Consider the following 18733-nt stretch of genomic DNA (forward strand, 5'->3'; position numbering starts at 1 on the left):
CGGGAGTCATCTGTGGAAGGTTTCCTCGCCGCGCTGGGCATCAGCTTTGCGGTGATCTTCGTGGCTGAGCTGGGCGACAAGTCGCAGCTCATGGCCATGACATTCGCTACCCGTTTCAAGCCCGTCCCGGTGCTCATCGGCATCACCGTGGCGACCGCCCTCGTGCACCTCGTGTCGGTCGGCATCGGGTACGGCCTGGGGGCCACCCTGCCGACCGGCTGGATCTCCCTGGTGGCGGGCATCGCGTTCCTCGCCTTCGGTGCCTGGACGCTACGCGGCGACAAGCTCACCGACGAGGAGAAGAGCAAGGCGGAGCGCTCCACCGGCTCGGCGATCCTGGCCGTCGGTGGGGCGTTCTTCCTCGCCGAGCTCGGCGACAAGACCATGCTCGCGACGATCACGCTCGCCACCCAGCACGGCTGGTTCGGCACCTGGATCGGCTCGACGATCGGCATGGTCGCCGCCGACGCGCTCGCCATCCTGGTCGGTCGCTACCTCGGCCGGCACCTCCCGGAGAAGGCCATCAAGTACGGCGCCGCCGCGCTCTTCGCTATCTTCGGCATCTGGTTGATCGCCGAGGGTGTGATCGAAGTCCGATAGGAGGCGCGGAGCGTGACCCGATCCGTCGAGATGGCCCGGATCCAGCTGGTCCGCGGTGAGCCTGGCGCCGCCGCGGAGCTGCTCGGTCCGGTGCTCGCGGCGGAGCCGGACGACGTCACCGCTCTGATCCTGATGACACACGCCCAGCTCGCCCTCAAGAAACCGGAGCTGGCCGAGGAGATGGCTCGCCGCGCGGTGCGCAACGCGCCGGAGTGGGCGGACGCGCTCGCCGCGCTGAGCCGGGTGCTCACCGCGCTCGACCAGCACGAGGAGGCGATCGCCACGGCGCGGCAGGCGGTGCTGCGCCAGCCGGAAAACCCGTACCGGCACAACCGGCTGGCATGGGCTCTGCTGGAGGAGGGCCGGGACCCGGTGGGCGCCGAGCACGCGGCCCGCGAGGCGGTGCGGCTCGGCCCGGACGAGTCCGACTTCCGGATCACGTACGCCATGGTGATGAAGCAATTGAACCTGCGGGACCGGGCCCGGCAGGCGCTGCGGGACGCGCTGGCCCTGGACCCGGAGAACGCGGTGGCCCTGCACGAACTGGCCGCGCTGGACGTCGTGCACCACCATCCGTTCGCGCTGGGCCGCCTCGCCCGGGGAGCGTCCGGGCTGGTCGGGGCGTTGCGGACCGATCCGAGCCAGCAGGCCAGCCGGTTCCTGCTGGACGTCGCCCTGCGCCAGTTCCTGGTCTACACCGCGATCATCCTGACCCTCCTGGCGTACCTCGGCTGGCGTCTCGCGGACTCCTCGACCGGGTCCGCCCGGGTGATCGCGGCGGCCGCCGCGCTGGCGCCCGCCGCGTACGCCGGTTTCTTCGTCGCCCGGCTCGACCCCGCGCTGCGCGGCTATCTGCGCGGCCTGCTCGCCTCCGGGCGTCAGCGGGTCGCGGTGATCGCGGCCGGGGTCGCCGTGGCGCTGCTGCTCCTCGCGATCGTGGCGCCGGCCGGGTGGCTCTCCGCGCTGCTCGGCACGGCCGCGGCGACCGGGTTCGGCGTCCGGCTGCTGACCGCTCCGGCCGACGGGCCGGGCGACTCCGGTCGCGGCCTCTCCACCAACTCGCTCTGGCTGATCGTGGGCGTCTGCGCCGCGGCCACGCTGGGTCTCGCGATCACCGACGCGGCCGATCCGGCGTGGCGGTTCGCCGCCCTGATGGCGGCGCCCGCGGCCGCCGCGACCTGCCTTCTGGTGATCTTCCGCCGGAGGAAGCTCGCCGGCCGATGACGATCCTCCGTCGGATGAGGCTCGCCGGCCGGTGATGATCTTCCGGCGGATGATGCTCGGCCGACGGTGATGATCTTCCGGCGAAATGTCTCAGTTATTCGCCTTCGCGGTCGATGATGACCGTGTGACCCCCAGCTACGTGCGACGCGGAGTGGCCCGATGACCGAGCTGGCCTCGTCAGCCCGGACGGCGGCCACCGACGCCCCGGCGCGTGCCTTCGCCGACCCGGCCGACCTGAGCGTGGCACGTGCCGCCGCCCTCTTCGAACACCTGCAGCCGGACCGTGCCGCCACGATTCTCGAACCGGTCCTGGCCGCCCACCCGCAATCGGTGGCCGGTTGGATCCTGATGGCCCGGATCCGCCTGGTCCTGGACCAGATGGACACCGCGCTGGAGGCCGCCGTCCGCGCGATCGAGCTGGCGCCGGACGATCCCCGCCCGCTCGCCATCGCCAGCCGGGCGCTGACCCTGCTCGGGCGGCACGACGAGGCGATGTCGATGGCGTACCGGGCGGTCGTCGTCGAGCCGAAGAACCCGCTCTGGCACGACCGCGTGGCCTGGGCGCTGCTCGCCGCGGACCGGCAGCTCGCCGACGCCGAGCAGGCCGCGCGCACCGCGATCGGGCTGGATCCGAACGAGGCGCACTACTACTTCACCCACGGCATGGCCCTGGCCGCGCTCGGCCACGTCGACCAGGCGCGCCAGGCGCTCGCCACCTCGCTGCGGCTCGAGCCCGGCAATCCGGTCGCCAAGCACCGGCTGGAGGTCCTCAACGGCGAGGCCGAACCGGTGGCCGAGAAGAAGAAACGCGGCTGGAAGCTGTTCGGCCGCTAGTCTGCCCGGATGGCTGAGCGGTATGCGATCTCGTCCGGTTCGGCGTACGAGGAGAAGTACGGGTACGCCCGAGCGGTGGTCGACGGCGACCGGGTGCACGTCTCCGGCACGACCGGCTTCGACTACGCCACGATGACCATCTCGGACGACGTCGCCGAGCAGGCCGAGCAGTGCCTGCGCACGATCGACGCGGCGCTGACCGAGGCCGGTGGCTCGATCGCCGACGTGGTCCGGGTGCGGTACCTGTTGCCGGACGGCGCCGACTTCGAGGCCTGCGCCCCGGTTCTGAGCCGCTGGTTCGGCGCGGTGCGACCGGCCGCCACGATGATGGTCGTCGGCCTGCTCGACCCCCGGATGAAGATCGAGATTGAGGCCGAGGCTCGCCTTACCCGGTGACCTGACCGGAATTACGTCGGACCAATCGCTATGCGTCCGATAATTCGGTTATGCGATGCATGTTCGCCGCAATTCTCGTTGCCGCGATCGTCGCCGGTCCCGCACCGGCTCGCGGGGAAAAGCCGGCGCCCGGGGATGATCGGGCGCGCGGGGATGATCCGGCGTCTTCGGTGACCGCCCGCTACGGCTTCAACGGGTGGCCCACCTCGACCGCCGACGAGTCAGGCAACGGCCACCACCTGCGCATCCTCTCGTTCGGCGGCGGCCGGCTGCGGCTCGTCGAGCACGGTCCCGGCACCGCGCTCGCCTTCCCCGGCAAGTGCACCGACCCGGTCTGCCCGCACGTGGTGCTGCAGAGCACCACGTCGGCCGACCTGAACCCGGGCAGCCGCAACCTCGCCTACGGCGCCGACGTCCTGCTCCCGCCCGGACAGACCAGCACCGGCCAGAACGTCCTGCAGAAGGGCTACTCGCGAACCAGCAGCCAGTACAAACTGCAGATCGACGGCGCCGCCGGCCATCCCAGTTGCGTGCTCGTCGACCAGCTCCGGCCGACGATCCGGATCGCCCGCAGCCGGATCAGCACCGCGGACGGGCGCTGGCACCGGATCCGCTGTCAGCGCACCGGCGACCGGCTGGAGATCTACGTCGACGGGGTGCCGTACGGCGGGACCAGCGTGCCGGTCACCCTGTCGGTCAGCAACAACCGGCCGCTGAGCATCGGCGCGAAGGGCCCGTACCGCGACAACGACCAGTTCAACGGCGTGCTCGACAACGTCTGGGTCAGGATCGGCTGAGGGCGGTCAGCAGCCGGGCGTCCGGGGTGTCGCCGGAAAGCTCCCAGGCGAACAGTCCGCCGAGCCCCCGCTGCCGGGCGAACGTGACCTTCTCAGTGATCGTCTCCGGGGTGTCGTACGACCACCACTGCGCCCCGCATCGGGCGTACGCCTGCCCGCCGGCCGTCCCCGTCGGCGGGCAGCGGTCCACCAGTACGTGGTAGTCCTCGATGCCCTTGCCGTAGCGGCCGGGCGCCGGCCCGGTGGCCGTCGCGCCCGGTTCGGCGCCGTCCACCCCGGTCCAGCCACGGCCGTAGAAGCCGACCCCGATCAGCACCTTCGCCGCAGGGACACCGAGCGCCAGCAGCTCCGCGACTGTCGACTCGGTGGTCGCCGCCGTCCGGGGGATGCCGGGATAGGCGCTCAGTGCGGAGTGGGCCGCGGTCCGGCGATCGTCCGGTCCGGTGCTCGCGCCGAAGTAGTCGTACGTCATCGCGCCGAGCCAGTTCGCGTACCGGGCCGCCCCGGCGTAATCGGTGGCCCGCAGCTTTCCGACGTCGCCAGGCACCGCAGCGGTGATCAGGGCGTCCGCGCCGAGCGACGCGCGCAGCGCGGCGAGCACCGCGGTGAGCGCGCCCGGCCCGCTGGCGTCGCAGGAGACGCCGCAGGCATTCGGGTACTCCCAGTCCACGTCGATGCCGTCGAACAGCCCGGACCAGCGCGGATCGTTGATCAGTGCGCGGCAGGACGCGGCGAAACCGGCCGGATCGGCGGCGGCCCGGGTGAACCCGGCCGAGCCGCTCCACCCGCCGAACGACCAGAGCACCTTGAGCCGCGGGTTCGCCGCCTTGAGCTTGCGCAGCTGCCCGAAGCTGCCGAGGAGCGGGGCGCCGGCGCTGTCCGCCACACCGTCCACGCTGTCGGCGGCCTCGATCGGCTTACGGTAGGCCGCCCACGGGTCGCCGACCGCACACCGGCCGTCGTCGACCTTGCCGAACGCGTACTTCAAATGGGTGAGCCGGCGCGCCGCGCCGCTCTCCTGCACATTCTTCACCCGGAAACCGCGGCCGTAGACGCCCCATTCGGTGAAGTACCCGGCCACCACCTGCGCAGGCGTGGACGAGGGAGACGGACGAGGTTCACCTCCGCAGGCGGCAACGGCGAGCATGAGTACGGGTACGAGTAACGCTGACACCAAGCGCACCGGGCCGAAGCTAGCCGCCATACCCGCCATACCGCCCCTCAACCACTCGAACGTGTCGTTCACGACCTCGTGGGTCATGACAAGCGCGGCTGTGCAATCGTCGAACAGTGGCACTGAGCTGGCGTACCGAGGTGCGGGCATTGTTCGCCTGGCGGCGCGTCCTGAACCGGCTGCGCGCCGTTCTGCGCAGTGCACTGACCACCTTCGTGGTCCTCACCCTGACTCTCTGGCTGATGCCCGGGGTGGCCAGCACCGATCTTCTCGACATCCTCGGCCTGGTGGTGCTGGTCGCCGTGGTCGGCGCGGTGCTGCGCCCGCTGCTGCTGCTCGGGATCACCGCGCTGGGCGGGTGGGGAGCGATGCTCCTCGGCGTGGTCGCGCAGGTCGCGGTCATGGTGATCGCGCTGGAGCTGGACCCGGCCGAGCAGATCAGCGGCCTGCCCACGCTGGTGGCCGCCGCGATCCTGGCGGTCGTGGTGGCCGCCCTGCTGGACTGGATGGCGGACAGCGGCAGCGACGACACGTTCGTCCGGGAGGCCCGCCGCCTGATGCGCGGCGTCCGGCGCCGCGCCGCCCGCCGGGCCGGTGGCCCACTGATCACGTTCCGCCGGCCGCGACCCGGCGCCGAGCCGGGCCTGCTGATGGTGCAGCTCGACGGGGTCGCCGAGCCGGTGCTGCGCTGGGCGATCCGGGCCGGCAACCTGCCGACGCTCGGGCACTGGCTGCGGACCGGCACCCACACGATGCGCGGCTGGCACACCGGCCTGCCGTCGACCACGCCGGCCTCGCAGGCCGGCATCCTGCACGGCGCGAGCCGGCAGATCCCCGGTTTCCGCTGGTACGAGAAGGAGACCGGCAAGCTGATGGTCTCCAACCGCCCGCGCGACGCGGCGATCATCGAGACCCGGCTGAGCGACGGCCGAGGGCTGCTCCGCGACGGCGGGGTGAGCATCAGCAACGCGTTCAGCGGGGACGCGGCGACGAACCTGCTCACGGTCAGCCACGCGGCGCTGCCCGGCCGGTCGGCCCGCGGCTGGGCGGCGTTCATGGCCTCCCCGTACGGCTTCACCCGTGCCCTCGTCCTCGGCGTGGCCGAGGTCTTGACCGAGCTGCACCAGGCCCGCCTCCAGCGGCGGCGCAACCTGCAGCCCCGGGTCAGCCGGTCCGGCGCGTTCCTGGCCCTGCGGCCGGCGTCGATGCTGCTGCGCGACGTGAACGTGTCGCTGATGGCCGAGCAGATGGCCCGCGGCGTGCCGGCGATCTACTGCGACCTGGTCGACTACGACGAGGTCGCCCACCACGCCGGCCCGGCCCGCCCGGAGTCGATGCGCCAGCTGGAGAGCCTGGACCGGATGCTCGGCGTCCTGGAACGCCTCGCGCCGGAGGCCGCCCGCCAGTACCACCTGGTGGTGCTCTCCGACCACGGGCAGAGCCAGGGCGCCACGTTCCGTCAGCGGTACGGCGAGACCCTCGACGAGGTGGCCGACCGCCTGGCCGGATCCGACCGTGCCGCCGGCCCGCAGATGCCGGCCGAGGAGGAGGGCAAGGTCGAGCCGGAGAACACGCCGCCACCGGCCACGCCGCTGCTCGTGGTCTCCTCCGGCAACCTGTCGATGATCTACCTGACTCGCTTCCCGCACCGACTGAACCGGTCCGCGATCGATCACGTCTATCCGCAGCTGATCGACGGGCTGGCCGCCCATCCGGGTATCGGCCTGGTCGTGGCGCAGACCGAGGAGGGGCCCGTCGCGTACGGGACGGACGGCTCCCACCGGCTCCGCGACGGCACGGTGACCGGGACCGACCCCCTTCTTCCGTACGGGCCGTCCGCCTGCCACGACCTGCTGCGTCACCAGAGCGCGGCGCACGTCGGCGACCTCGTGGTGATCAGCGCGGTGGACCCGGTCACGCACGAGGTGGCCGCGTTCGAGGAGCTCGTCGGTTCACACGGCGGCCTCGGCGGCTGGCAGACAGACGCGGTGCTGGTGCACCCGTCCGGCTGGCCGACCGCCCGGGAACTGGACGGCCCGGACGCCGTCCACCGGCAGCTCGTCGGCTGGCTCACCATGCTCGGCCTGCGGAAACCGGACAAGGCGGTCCTCGGCGCCGACCCGCTGCACGTCGAGGACCTCGATCCGGGCCGGACCGCGCGACTTTCCCCGAGCCGGGATGGTTAGTGCTATGTGCGTTTTCTCGCCGCTCTACTGATCGCATTCGTCCCGGCTGCCCCCGCGCCGTCCGGCGCTCCGGCCTTCAACGGGACGGTCCACGCGATCGCGTACCGGGGTGACACCGTGTACGTGGGCGGGGCCTTCACGACCGCGACCTGGGCCGGACGCAGCTATCCGCGGCAGCGGCTGGCCGCCTTCGACGCCCGGACCGGCAAGCTGCTGAACTGGGCGCCCGCCGCCGACGCGACGGTGCGCGCGCTGGTGGCGACCGGGGACGGCGTCTACGCGGCCGGCGACTTCCACGCGATCTCCGGCCGCCGGCGGGACGCGCTCGCCCGGCTCAGCCCGATCAGCGGAACCGTTGATCCGTTCGCCCATGAGGTGAGCGGCACGCCGTACGCGCTGGCGGCCGGTCACGGACGCCTCTACCTGGGCGGCAGCTTCACCACGGTGGACCGGGTGAAACGCCGCAACCTCGCCGCCTTCGACCTGGACACCGGGCGGCTGGACGAGCGCTGGCGGCCGACCGCCGACGACCGGGTGCGCACCCTCGCGGTCAGCGGCGGCGAGGTCTTCCTCGGCGGCGCGTTCCACCGGGTCAACGGGGTGCGCAACACGCTGCGACTGGCTGCGGTGAGCGGTACCGCCGGCACGCTGGACCGGTATTTCCGGCCGGCCGTGGCCGCCGAGGTCAACGCGCTGACCGTCGACTCCGGTGGGGTGTACGCGGCAGCCGGCGGCCGGGGCGGCCGGGCCGTCGCGTTCGCCCCGGATGGCTCGATGCGCTGGCAGCGGGTCTTCGACGGGGACGCGGTGGCGATCACGAGACGGCACGGCGTCACCTACGTCGGCGGCCACTTCGACCGGGCCTGCCTCACGCCGCGCAACGGTCCGAAGGGTGCCTGCCTGGACGGCTCCGAGCCGCGGGTGAAACTGGCCGCGGTCACCGAGAAGGGACATCTGGCCGGCTGGGCGCCGCAGGCGAACGGCGTGATCGGCGTCCGTGTGCTGGGCTCGGGCACGAAGGCCGGCTCGATCGACGCGGGCGGCGACTTCACCACCGTCGGCGGGTCGACGCACGCCCGCTTCGCGCGTTTCATTTTTGAAACCCCGGGCCGGATCTCTGGAACCCCGGCCCCGGCCCCGATCACTGGAACCCCGGTCCCGGTCACTGGAACCGGCGGGCCACCCGCTCGCTGATCGCCCAGTAACGAGCCGGGGCGATCCTCGTCAGCCAGTCGCCCGCCCTCGCCTCCCGGGTGATCACCAGGCGCGGCCGCCGGGACTGGATCGCCGCCACGATCTGCCGGGCCGCCTCCTCCGGCGGCATCGTCAGCGCCGCCTCGGCGAACCGGCGGGCCTGCGCCGCCTGCTCACCCGCCGGATCCAGGCCGCTGACCCGCGCGTTCGCCGCGATCCCGGTGCGGATGCCGCCCGGATGCACCACCGTCACCCCGACACCACGTGGTCCCAGCTCGTGCCGCAGCCCTTCGGTGAAGCCGCGGACCGCGTACTTGCTCGTCGCGTACGCCACCTGCCCCGGCGGCGCGAGGAGCCCGAACAGGCTCGACATGGTGACGATGTGCGACCCGGGACGCTCCAGCAGCTGCGGCAGGAACGCCTTGGTAGTCCGGATCACCGCGTGCAGGTTGATCTCCAGCAGCCAGTCGATGTCAGCCATGCTGTTCTGCTCGAACGTCCCGGTCAGCGTCACCCCGGCGTTGTTGATCAAAAGATCGGCCGGGCCGTGGCGGCCCAAGACCGCCCCGGCCAGGTCCTGCCGGTCGCCCCCATCGCTCAGATCGACGTGGTACGTGGATACGTCCGCCGCCCCGATCTCCCGTGCCAGTGCCGCGACCCGTTCCAGGCCGTCCGCGTCCCGATCGACGAGAGCCAGCACCGAGCGCCGTTTGGCGAGGTCGAGTGCGAGAGCGGAACCGATCCCGCCGGCCGCCCCGGTGATCACGCAGGTGCGCCCCGCGAAGGTGAACCGCTGCATCTCAACTCTTCCCCGTCAGTCCTGCCCTGCTCTGATATCCGCTGCCCTGCTCTGATATCCGCTGCCTACGAACGGCACAGGATCCGCATAGCCCAACTGGTCAGTCTTTCTCCCGGTAGCGCCGCACACAACCGAGGAGCTCCGATGACTCAGCACGATCCGTACGCTCCGGGCCGCCCGTCCGGGGCACATCCCCGCGCCCCACACGCCGAGCGAGCAACGTGGCCGGCCGAGGTCCCCGACCCGAACTCGGTGCCACTCGACTGGTCCCCGTCCGCAGGCGCCGTCCCGCACCCGTCCTTCCCGGCCGAGCCCTCCGTCCCGCACTCGTCCTTCCCGGCATCCGGCGAACCGGGTGGCGCGCACGCCGCCTGGCCCGCTCCCCCCGCGGAGCCGGGCGGCGCGCACGCTTCCCGGGAACGCCCGGCAAGCGGCCGGGACCCGTGGGCGGCCGACGGCGTCAACGCCCCCGGCGCCTGGCCGGCCGCGTCCCCGCCCGTCGACCCCGGCACCGGCTGGAACGACGACACCCGCGCCTCCTGGCACCCGCCCACGGCTCCGAGCCAGGCCCCCGACACGCCGCCGTCCTGGGGCCACCCCTGGAACGCCCATGTCCCCGACTCGGTCCCACCCTCCTGGAGCGGCCTCGCCGACACGATGCCGCCCACCCGAGATACCGGCGACCAGCCGACCACGACGTGGCACATGCCGCCGGAAGCCACCGAACCCACCACCGCATGGCACGCGCCGACAGCGTGGGTCACGCGGAATCCCGGCACCACGGACCTCCCGGCCGCGGCGCCCGGCCATCCGACGGCGATGCCCGTGTACCCCGCCGCAGCGCCGTCCGCCCCGCCGACGCCTTCCGTGCCCGAGCCGGATCCGCACGCACCCGAGACCGAAGCACACGGTGTGCCTTTGTCTCCGGGCCGAGGAGCACACGGTGAGCCCGCCCTCCCGACGCCGGGGGCACACGGTGAGCCCGGGGCGGTGCCTTCTGGAGATCCTTTGGCAGAGCCGCGGCTCGGGGCGTCGGATCTCGGTGAGGGGCGGCGGGCTCGGCGGAGTTCCAAGGTTGCGCTTGTCGCGGCCCTGGTGGCGGCTGCTCTCGGCGGCGCCGGAGTGGGCGCGGGGGTGACCGTGGCTGTCAGCGGGGACAGCAGTTCCACCGCGCCGGCTGCTCCCGGCGGCGCCCAGGGGCCCGGCCAGCAGCAGAACGGGACCCAGCAGAACGGGACCCAGCAGAACGGGACTCAGCAGAACGGGCAGGGCGCTCCCGGCGAGCAGGCTCCGGACGGGCAGGTGCCGGCGGCGCAACCCTCGCAGGGCACCTGAGGACTTTGTTCAGGGGATAGGAGACGAAGACGGTTCCCGCAGTGGGCGGCGGGAACCGTCTTCGTTGCGTCTGGGGAGGGGCTCAACCCCGTACCCGATCAGGCTTTGCTCTCCTCGACCGTGGCGGCGAGGCGGGCACGGCGGCGGCGGATGTAGCGGACGTGCCAGAAGGCGTATCCGCCGACGGCGAGGGCGATGACCACGAACGCCACCCAGGTGTACTTGTGGGCGTGCGCCATGATCTTGACGATGTGGACGCCGAGCAGGTGGGCGACCGTGCACCACCAGCCGACCCAGAGGGCCGCGCCGATCGCGTTGTAGAGCAGGAACGTGCGCCACGGCATCTTGGTGATGCCGGCGATCACGCCGTTGAGCTGCCGCAGGCCGTCGATGAACCGGGCCACCACGATGATCCGGTTGCCGCGGCGGGCGAAGAACTTCTCGGCGCGTTCCAGGCGCTCGGGGGTGACGAAGATGTACTTCCCCCAGCGGTGCACCGCTTTGCGGCCGCCGCGCAGGCCGATCCAGTAGCCGATGTTGTCGCCGACCACCGCTGCCACGAACGAGATGACCGCGACGAACCAGATGTTCATCCGGCCGGCACCGGCGTAGATCGAGGCAGCCACCATGATCGTCTGCCCTGGTGCGGGAACGCCGAAGCTCTCCACACCGATGACGCCGCCGATGGCCAGGTAGCCCCAGCGGTCCAGGATCGGGGCAACGCTGTCCAGAAACCCAGGGAGATCGGCAGAAGGTGGCATCCGCTACACGGTAGCGCCAACGGGGAGCGACACCACAGGGACCTGTTCCCCCACCGGTGTCGGACCTTTTAGCCCGATCGTGTGTCGCCGCTCACCCATTCCCGGAGTTTTGACCTGCGATCTTGACAGATGTATACCCGAAATGCCCTTCATTGTTACGGTAAATGACTCATACTTTCGGCTAGTCATCTCTAGACCTGTCAGTTAGAGTCTGCATAACCGAACGGCCAAGTGTGCCCGGCCGACGTTTAGTCGACGTCGTCCGCTGGATATGGACGCCCTAACCGACACGGGCCCCAAGAGGGCCGGCTCTCCGGGAAGGTGTCAGGGAGGACCACGAATGACCGTGACCGAGACGAAGACGAAGACGGCGGTGCCGTCGTCGACTGCCGCCAGCGCCGCGGCTCCTGCGGACAGCGCGGCCGAACTGCTCAGCGCCCTTGCGGCCATGCCGGCCGGCCACCCGTCCCGCGCATCGCTGCGGGACCGGGCGATCGAGGCCTGGCTTCCGCTGGCCCGTCACCTCGCGCACCGCTACTCCGGTCGCGGTGAGCCCACCGACGACCTGATCCAGACTGCGACCGTCGGCCTGATCAAGGCCGTGGACAAGTTCGACCCGGAGCGCGGGGTCGACTTCGCGGGCTACGCGATTCCGACCATCATCGGTGAGATCAAGCGTCACTTCCGGGACCGGACCTGGTCCGTACGGGTGCCGCGCCGGTTGCAGGAGCTGCGGCTGGCGATCACCGAGGCGAACAGCACGCTGACCCACTCGCTGGGCCGGTCCCCGACAGTGCCGGACATCGCGGCGCACCTCGGGATCACCGAGGAAGAGGTCCTGGAGGGCCTGGAGGGCGCGCGTGCCTACAACGCGACGAGCCTCTCCACGCCGATCTCCGCGGACGGCAACACCGAGCTGGGCGACACGCTCGGCGGTGAGGACCACGAGTACGAGATCGCCGAGACTCGCGTCGCCCTCGGTCCTGCTCTCGCCATGCTCGACGAGCGGGAGCAGAAGATCCTGACGCTGCGCTTCTACGGCAACCTGACCCAGTCGCAGATCGCCGACCAGATCGGCATCTCGCAGATGCACGTCTCCCGGTTGCTGACCAAGGCTCTGACCAAGCTGCGCGGCCAGCTGGCCGCGGACTCACTCTGATTAACCCTCCCCGGTAACAAGGAAGCCGACTCGGGTTCTCCCGGGCCGGCTTCCTTGTTCTGTATCGCCGGTGGATCACTCGGTTCCGTGGGAATCCCTCCGGGCGATGCAGGATGTGAGCTGGTCGGGCCAGTGCGAATCACGGGGGAACGGGCAGGATGGACGGCATGACCGCGCTCCCCGCTTCGGCGCCGTACGACGGTGCTGTCGAGCTGGGGCGGTGGACGGTCGACGACTATCACGGTTTGCGGCATCTGCGGACCGCTCTGCGCCGGGCGGTCGAGGAGGTCGGCGGCGCCGGCTCATCGGCTGACGGCCCGGGCTATGCCGATGGGAACGCGGCCTCGGCGGGTGAGGGCTTGCGCTCTGCCGGCGAGGGGTCGGCGGGTCCGGGCTCGGGCTTGCTGGATGAGGACGACGTGGCTGAACGCATCGCCGTGGTCGCCACCGAGTTGGCGACGAACGCTCTCCGGCACGGGCGGCCGCCGGTGGAGGTGCGCCTTTCCCGGGTGGGCGAGCGCCTGGTGCTGGACGCGTCGGATCACGACCTCCGCGCCGAACCGCAGTTCGACGTCGAGCGGCCACTCGGTCAGGGCGGGCTCGGTCTGCTGCTCGCGCGGACCTTCGCGATCGAGGTCGGCTGGTACCGAGACGCCGCCGCCAAACATGTGTGGGCGAGCTTCCCGGCCTGATTCCTCTCCAAGATCTACGGTGCGTAGTGGCCGATGTACCGAGAATGCAATTTTGGCTCAGTTATCGACCTTGAACCCATCGGTCACAGGCGCCACGGATGGGGGAGGGGGCCGATTTGGCGTTGCGGGGACGGCCGGGTAAAGTTCTACGAGCCGGCAGGGAAACGGGCGAGCAAGCGGGGCCAGAAGTCAGGGCCCAGCGCAGCGGCCGTCCTGCCAAACCCCGAGATTTGATCACGGCCCAGCGTCGTGTAATGTTTCGCGGGGCTCGAACGGAGTTCGGATCGTCGAATTCACCGACTGCGCAGTTTGCAAACAGGCGGATTTGACGGAACGGAAAACGAGCGAGTAAAGTTGAACGAGTGCCCCGGAGAACGGGCCGCGAAATGCGGAACGGTTGATGGTGTGCGGTTGTTCTTTGAGAACTCAACAGGGTGCTTGATAAGCCAGTGCCAATTATGGCAATACCCCGGCCTGTCTTCGGATGGGTTGGAGATTCCTTTGGCAACATATCATGTTGCTGGGAATCAGATTTTCCACAGATTTTGTTGGAGAGTTTGATCCTGGCTCAGGACGAACGCTGGCGGCGTGCTTAACACATGCAAGTCGAGCGGAAAGGCCCTTCGGGGTACTCGAGCGGCGAACGGGTGAGTAACACGTGAGTAACCTGCCCCGAACTTTGGGATAACCCTCGGAAACGGGGGCTAATACCGAATACGACACGCCTTCGCATGGGGTGCGTGTGGAAAGTTTTTCGGTTCGGGATGGACTCGCGGCCTATCAGCTTGTTGGTGGGGTAATGGCCTACCAAGGCGACGACGGGTAGCCGGCCTGAGAGGGCGACCGGCCACACTGGGACTGAGACACGGCCCAGACTCCTACGGGAGGCAGCAGTGGGGAATATTGCACAATGGGCGGAAGCCTGATGCAGCGACGCCGCGTGAGGGATGACGGCCTTCGGGTTGTAAACCTCTTTCAGCAGGGACGAAGCGCAAGTGACGGTACCTGCAGAAGAAGCGCCGGCCAACTACGTGCCAGCAGCCGCGGTAAGACGTAGGGCGCGAGCGTTGTCCGGATTTATTGGGCGTAAAGAGCTCGTAGGCGGCTTGTCGCGTCGAATGTGAAATCTCGGGGCTCAACTCCGAGCTTGCATTCGATACGGGCAGGCTAGAGTTCGGTAGGGGAGACTGGAATTCCTGGTGTAGCGGTGAAATGCGCAGATATCAGGAGGAACACCGGTGGCGAAGGCGGGTCTCTGGGCCGATACTGACGCTGAGGAGCGAAAGCGTGGGGAGCGAACAGGATTAGATACCCTGGTAGTCCACGCTGTAAACGTTGGGCGCTAGGTGTGGGGACCCTCTCCGGGTTTCTGCGCCGCAGCTAACGCATTAAGCGCCCCGCCTGGGGAGTACGGCCGCAAGGCTAAAACTCAAAGGAATTGACGGGGGCCCGCACAAGCGGCGGAGCATGCGGATTAATTCGATGCAACGCGAAGAACCTTACCTGGGTTTGACATCGCCGGAAAACTCGCAGAGATGTGGGGTCCTTCGGGGCCGGTGACAGGTGGTGCATGGCTGTCGTCAGCTCGTGTCGTGAGATGTTGGGTTAAGTCCCGCAACGAGCGCAACCCTCGTCCCATGTTGCCAGCATTCAGTTGGGGACTCATGGGAGACTGCCGGGGTCAACTCGGAGGAAGGTGGGGATGACGTCAAGTCATCATGCCCCTTATGTCCAGGGCTTCACGCATGCTACAATGGCCGGTACAAAGGGCTGCGATACCGTGAGGTGGAGCGAATCCCAAAAAGCCGGTCTCAGTTCGGATCGGGGTCTGCAACTCGACCCCGTGAAGTCGGAGTCGCTAGTAATCGCAGATCAGCAACGCTGCGGTGAATACGTTCCCGGGCCTTGTACACACCGCCCGTCACGTCACGAAAGTCGGCAACACCCGAAGCCGGTGGCCTAACCCGTAAGGGAGGGAGCCGTCGAAGGTGGGGCTGGCGATTGGGACGAAGTCGTAACAAGGTAGCCGTACCGGAAGGTGCGGCTGGATCACCTCCTTTCTAAGGAGCATTCTTCTGCCGAAAGGTGGACAGAAATCCTGCACCAGCCGAATGTGTTGGTGAGGAGCTCATAGGCGGAGACACTGGTTAGCTGAAGCCGGCAACGGCCTGAATCCTCTAGTACACACGCTTTGCGTGCAGGAACGAGCTCGGGTGCGGCTGGTGGAAGCGATAAGCACCCTGTTGGGTATCTGAAAGAACAACCTTGCCGGCTGGGCCGGTGGTTGTTTTTCAATGCCAGGCATGACCTGGCGCTCCATACCGATTGCCTGAGGGCTTTGCTGGTGGTGCGCCTTGATGGTTGTGGGTTGGTCGTTGGTTGAGAATTGCACAGTGGACGCGAGCATCTTGTTTTCTGTGGTTAAGTTGTCAAGGGCGAACGGTGGATGCCTTGGCACCAGGAGCCGATGAAGGACGTGGGAGGCCGCGATAGGCCTGGGGGAGCTGCCAACCTAGCTGTGATCCCAGGGTGTCCGAATGGGGAAACCTGGCACGAGTCATGTCGTGTCATCCGCACCTGAATTCATAGGGTGTGTGAGGGGAACGCGGGGAAGTGAAACATCTCAGTACCCGTAGGAAGAGAAAACAACCGTGATTCCGTGAGTAGTGGCGAGCGAAAGCGGACGTAGCCTAAACCGGATATGTGTCATAGCTGTCAGGCGTTGCATTTCCGGGGTTGTGGGACCTGCTTATCAGGACTGACATTCTGATGAAGAGTTACAAAGTTATAGGTTAGTTGAACGGTGTGGGAAAGCCGGCCGTAGAGGGTGAGAGCCCCGTAAGCGAAAATCTATGACCTCTTTGCAGTGTTCCCGAGTAGCAGCGGACTCCTAGAATCTGCTGTGAATCTGCCAGGACCACCTGGTAAGGCTGAATACTTCCTGGTGACCGATAGCGGACAAGTACCGTGAGGGAATGGTGAAAAGTACCCCGGGAGGGGAGTGAAATAGTACCTGAAACCGTTCGCCTACAATCCGTCGGAGCCTTAGCGGTAGTGATACTGCGGGGTGACGGCGTGCCTTTTGAAGAATGAGCCTGCGAGTTAGTGGCATGTGGCGAGGTTAACCCGTGTGGGGTAGCCGTAGCGAAAGCGAGTCTGAATAGGGCGCCCAAAGTCGCATGTTCTAGACCCGAAGCGGGGTGATCTAGCCATGGGCAGGTTGAAGCGTGGGTAAGACTACGTGGAGGACCGAACCCACCAACGTTGAAAAGTTGGGGGATGACCTGTGGTTAGGGGTGAAAGGCCAATCAAACTCCGTGATAGCTGGTTCTCCCCGAAATGCATTTAGGTGCAGCGTCGCGTGTTTCTTGCCGGAGGTAGAGCACTGGATGGTCTAGGGGGCCCACAAGCTTACTGAAATCAGCCAAACTCCGAATGCCGGTAAGTGAGAGCGCGGCAGTGAGACTGCGGGGGATAAGCTTCGTAGTCGAGAGGGAAACAGCCCAGATCGCCAGCTAAGGCCCCTAAGCGTGTGCTAAGTGGAAAAGGATGTGGGATCGCATGGACAACCAGGAGGTTGGCTTAGAAGCAGCCACCCTTTAAAGAGTGCGTAATAGCTCACTGGTCAAGTGGTTCCGCGCCGACAATGTAGCGGGGCTCAAGCACACCGCCGAAGCTGTGGCATTCACACTTTGCTCGACTCAATCTTTCGGGGTTGAGCCCAAGCGTGTGGATGGGTAGGGGAGCGTCGTGTTGCGGGTGAAGCGGCGGAGTGATCCAGCCGTGGACGCTACACGAGTGAGAATGCAGGCATGAGTAGCGAATGAAGGGTGAGAACCCCTTCCGCCGGATGACCAAGGGTTCCAGGGGCAGGCTAATCCGCCCTGGGTGAGTCGGGGCCTAAGGCGAGGCCGAGAGGCGTAGTCGATGGATAACGGGTTGATATTCCCGTACCCGCGTAGAAGCGCCCAAGACGAACCTCATAGTACTAACTACTTGATCAATTCAATGGCTTCGGCCGGCGATGCGGGAGACTAGGACCTCTGTGGGTAGTAGTTTAGCGATGGGGTGACGCAGGAAGGTAGATGAGCCCGGCCGGTGGTTGTGCCGGGGTAAGCGTGTAGGCCGGTGTGTAGGCAAATCCGCACACCATACAGGCTGAGACGTGATGCCGAGCCGTTCTGGTGAAGTCATTGATCCTATGCTGCCGAGAAAAGCCTCTAGCGAGCTTCGAGCGGCCCGTACCCTAAACCGACACAGGTGGTCAGGTAGAGAATACCGAGGCGACGGGTGAACTGTGGTTAAGGAACTCGGCAAATTGCCCCCGTAACTTAGGGAGAAGGGGGGCCGGACGCGTGAAGCCCCTTGCGGGTGGAGCGTGGTATGGCCGCAGAGAGCAGGGGGAAGCGACTGTTTACTAAAAACACAGGTCCATGCGAAGTCGTAAGACGATGTATATGGACTGACGCCTGCCCGGTGCTGGAACGTTAAGGGGACCTGTTAGCCCGTGAGGGCGAAGCGGAGAACTTAAGCGCCAGTAAACGGCGGTGGTAACTATAACCATCCTAAGGTAGCGAAATTCCTTGTCGGGTAAGTTCCGACCTGCACGAATGGCGTAACGACTTCCCCACTGTCTCAACCACAGGCCCGGCGAAATTGCAGTACGAGTAAAGATGCTCGTTACGCGCGGCAGGACGGAAAGACCCCGGGACCTTTACTATAGCTTGACATTGGTATCCGAATTTAATTGTGTAGGATAGGTGGGAGCCGGTGAAGCTCGGACGCCAGTTCGGGTGGAGGCATTGTTGAAATACCACTCTGTTGGGTTTGGGTATCTAACTTGCGGCCCTGATCGGGTCGAGGGACAGTGTCTGGTGGGTAGTTTAACTGGGGCGGTTGCCTCCTAAAGGGTAACGGAGGCGCCCAAAGGTTCCCTCAGCCTGGTTGGCAATCAGGTGTTGAGTGTAAGTGCATAAGGGAGCTTGACTGTGAGACTGACGGGTCGAGCAGGGACGAAAGTCGGGACTAGTGATCCGGCACTTGCGTGTGGAAGCGGTGTCGCTCAACGGATAAAAGGTACCCCGGGGATAACAGGCTGATCTTCCCCAAGAGTCCATATCGACGGGATGGTTTGGCACCTCGATGTCGGCTCGTCGCATCCTGGGGCTGTAGCAGGTCCCAAGGGTTGGGCTGTTCGCCCATTAAAGCGGTACGCGAGCTGGGTTTAGAACGTCGTGAGACAGTTCGGTCCCTATCCGCCGTGCGCGTTGGATACTTGAGAAGGGCTGTCCCTAGTACGAGAGGACCGGGACGGACGAACCTCTGGTGTGCCAGTTGTTCTGCCAAGGGCACGGCTGGTTGGCTACGTTCGGAAGGGATAACCGCTGAAAGCATCTAAGCGGGAAGCCTGCTTCGAGATGAGGTATCCCACCACCTTGAGTGGGTAAGGCTCCCAGGAGACTACTGGGTTGATAGGCCGGAGATGTAAGCACGGTAACGTGTTGAGTTGACCGGTACTAATAGGCCGAGGGCTTAACCACTCTAAACATTGCGCTTGCGTCCACTGTGTGATTCACAGCAAA

Annotated in this window: 13 protein-coding genes and 2 rRNA genes; 12 read left to right on the plus strand and 3 right to left on the minus strand. The window is 67.3% G+C overall.

What is annotated here, in order from left to right; all coding sequences use genetic code 11:
* Positions 1 to 12 precede the first annotated feature (12 nt).
* From AMIS_RS02275 to AMIS_RS02295, 5 genes are all read left to right on the plus strand, one after another.
* Entirely contained in the window at positions 13 to 600 is a 588-nt protein-coding gene (locus tag AMIS_RS02275; RefSeq protein WP_014440570.1) for a TMEM165/GDT1 family protein, read from the plus strand.
* A 12-nt stretch (positions 601 to 612) separates the two neighbouring features.
* The gene (locus AMIS_RS02280; protein WP_014440571.1) at positions 613 to 1824 is read left to right on the plus strand and encodes a tetratricopeptide repeat protein; all 1212 of its coding nucleotides are present in this window, start codon (positions 613 to 615) and stop codon (positions 1822 to 1824) included.
* A 159-nt stretch (positions 1825 to 1983) separates the two neighbouring features.
* Complete coding sequence (locus tag AMIS_RS02285) at positions 1984 to 2658, plus strand: tetratricopeptide repeat protein (RefSeq protein ID WP_014440572.1); 675 nt, start codon at positions 1984 to 1986, stop codon at positions 2656 to 2658.
* A gap of 9 nt (positions 2659 to 2667) precedes the next feature.
* Complete coding sequence (locus tag AMIS_RS02290; protein ID WP_014440573.1) at positions 2668 to 3054, plus strand: RidA family protein; 387 nt, start codon at positions 2668 to 2670, stop codon at positions 3052 to 3054.
* 170 nt (positions 3055 to 3224) lie between these two features.
* Entirely contained in the window at positions 3225 to 3851 is a 627-nt protein-coding gene (locus tag AMIS_RS02295; protein WP_157434718.1) for a LamG-like jellyroll fold domain-containing protein, read from the plus strand.
* On the opposite strand, the gene AMIS_RS02300 is transcribed toward AMIS_RS02295, so the two are convergent.
* Positions 3838 to 5025 carry a glycoside hydrolase family 18 protein gene (locus AMIS_RS02300; RefSeq protein ID WP_231859213.1) on the minus strand — a complete coding sequence of 396 codons (1188 nt, stop codon included), beginning with the start codon at positions 5023 to 5025 and terminating at the stop codon, positions 3838 to 3840. The genes AMIS_RS02295 and AMIS_RS02300 overlap by 14 nt on opposite strands.
* A gap of 116 nt (positions 5026 to 5141) precedes the next feature.
* On the opposite strand from AMIS_RS02300, the gene AMIS_RS02305 reads away from it, so the two are divergent.
* Positions 5142 to 7211 (plus strand): alkaline phosphatase family protein, encoded by a 2070-nt coding sequence (locus AMIS_RS02305; RefSeq protein ID WP_014440576.1) that lies wholly within the window; start codon positions 5142 to 5144, stop codon positions 7209 to 7211.
* Between the two features lie 6 nt (positions 7212 to 7217).
* Positions 7218 to 8405 carry an NHL repeat-containing protein gene (locus AMIS_RS02310; protein ID WP_014440577.1) on the plus strand — a complete coding sequence of 396 codons (1188 nt, stop codon included), beginning with the start codon at positions 7218 to 7220 and terminating at the stop codon, positions 8403 to 8405.
* Here AMIS_RS02310 and AMIS_RS02315 read toward each other — a convergent pair.
* On the minus strand, positions 8374 to 9204 hold the full coding sequence (locus AMIS_RS02315) for an SDR family NAD(P)-dependent oxidoreductase (RefSeq protein WP_014440578.1): 831 nt from the start codon (positions 9202 to 9204) through the stop codon (positions 8374 to 8376). The genes AMIS_RS02310 and AMIS_RS02315 overlap by 32 nt on opposite strands.
* A 144-nt stretch (positions 9205 to 9348) precedes the next feature.
* Here AMIS_RS02315 and AMIS_RS42235 point away from each other — a divergent pair, with 144 nt between their 5' ends.
* Positions 9349 to 10539, plus strand: a complete 1191-nt coding sequence (locus tag AMIS_RS42235; RefSeq protein WP_157434720.1) for a hypothetical protein — start codon at positions 9349 to 9351, stop codon at positions 10537 to 10539.
* 98 nt (positions 10540 to 10637) lie between these two features.
* Here AMIS_RS42235 and AMIS_RS02330 read toward each other — a convergent pair whose 3' ends face one another.
* The gene (locus AMIS_RS02330; protein WP_014440582.1) at positions 10638 to 11300 is read right to left on the minus strand and encodes a DedA family protein; all 663 of its coding nucleotides are present in this window, start codon (positions 11298 to 11300) and stop codon (positions 10638 to 10640) included.
* Between the two features lie 340 nt (positions 11301 to 11640).
* On the opposite strand from AMIS_RS02330, the gene AMIS_RS02335 reads away from it, so the two are divergent.
* From AMIS_RS02335 to AMIS_RS02350, 4 genes are all read left to right on the plus strand, one after another.
* Positions 11641 to 12459: an RNA polymerase sigma factor SigF gene (locus AMIS_RS02335; RefSeq protein ID WP_041829519.1), complete on the plus strand. Its 819-nt coding sequence runs from the start codon at positions 11641 to 11643 to the stop codon at positions 12457 to 12459.
* Positions 12460 to 12626: 167 nt separating this feature from the next.
* Positions 12627 to 13151 carry an ATP-binding protein gene (locus AMIS_RS40185; protein WP_157434721.1) on the plus strand — a complete coding sequence of 175 codons (525 nt, stop codon included), beginning with the start codon at positions 12627 to 12629 and terminating at the stop codon, positions 13149 to 13151.
* Positions 13152 to 13696: 545 nt separating this feature from the next.
* Positions 13697 to 15211 (plus strand): 16S ribosomal RNA (locus AMIS_RS02345).
* Between the two features lie 359 nt (positions 15212 to 15570).
* A 23S ribosomal RNA gene (locus tag AMIS_RS02350) occupies positions 15571 to 18691 on the plus strand.
* Together the 16S and 23S rRNA genes form the textbook arrangement of a ribosomal RNA operon.
* The last annotated feature ends 42 nt before the right edge of the window (positions 18692 to 18733 follow it).

Source organism: Actinoplanes missouriensis 431 (assembly GCF_000284295.1).
Taxonomy (GTDB): domain Bacteria; phylum Actinomycetota; class Actinomycetes; order Mycobacteriales; family Micromonosporaceae; genus Actinoplanes; species Actinoplanes missouriensis.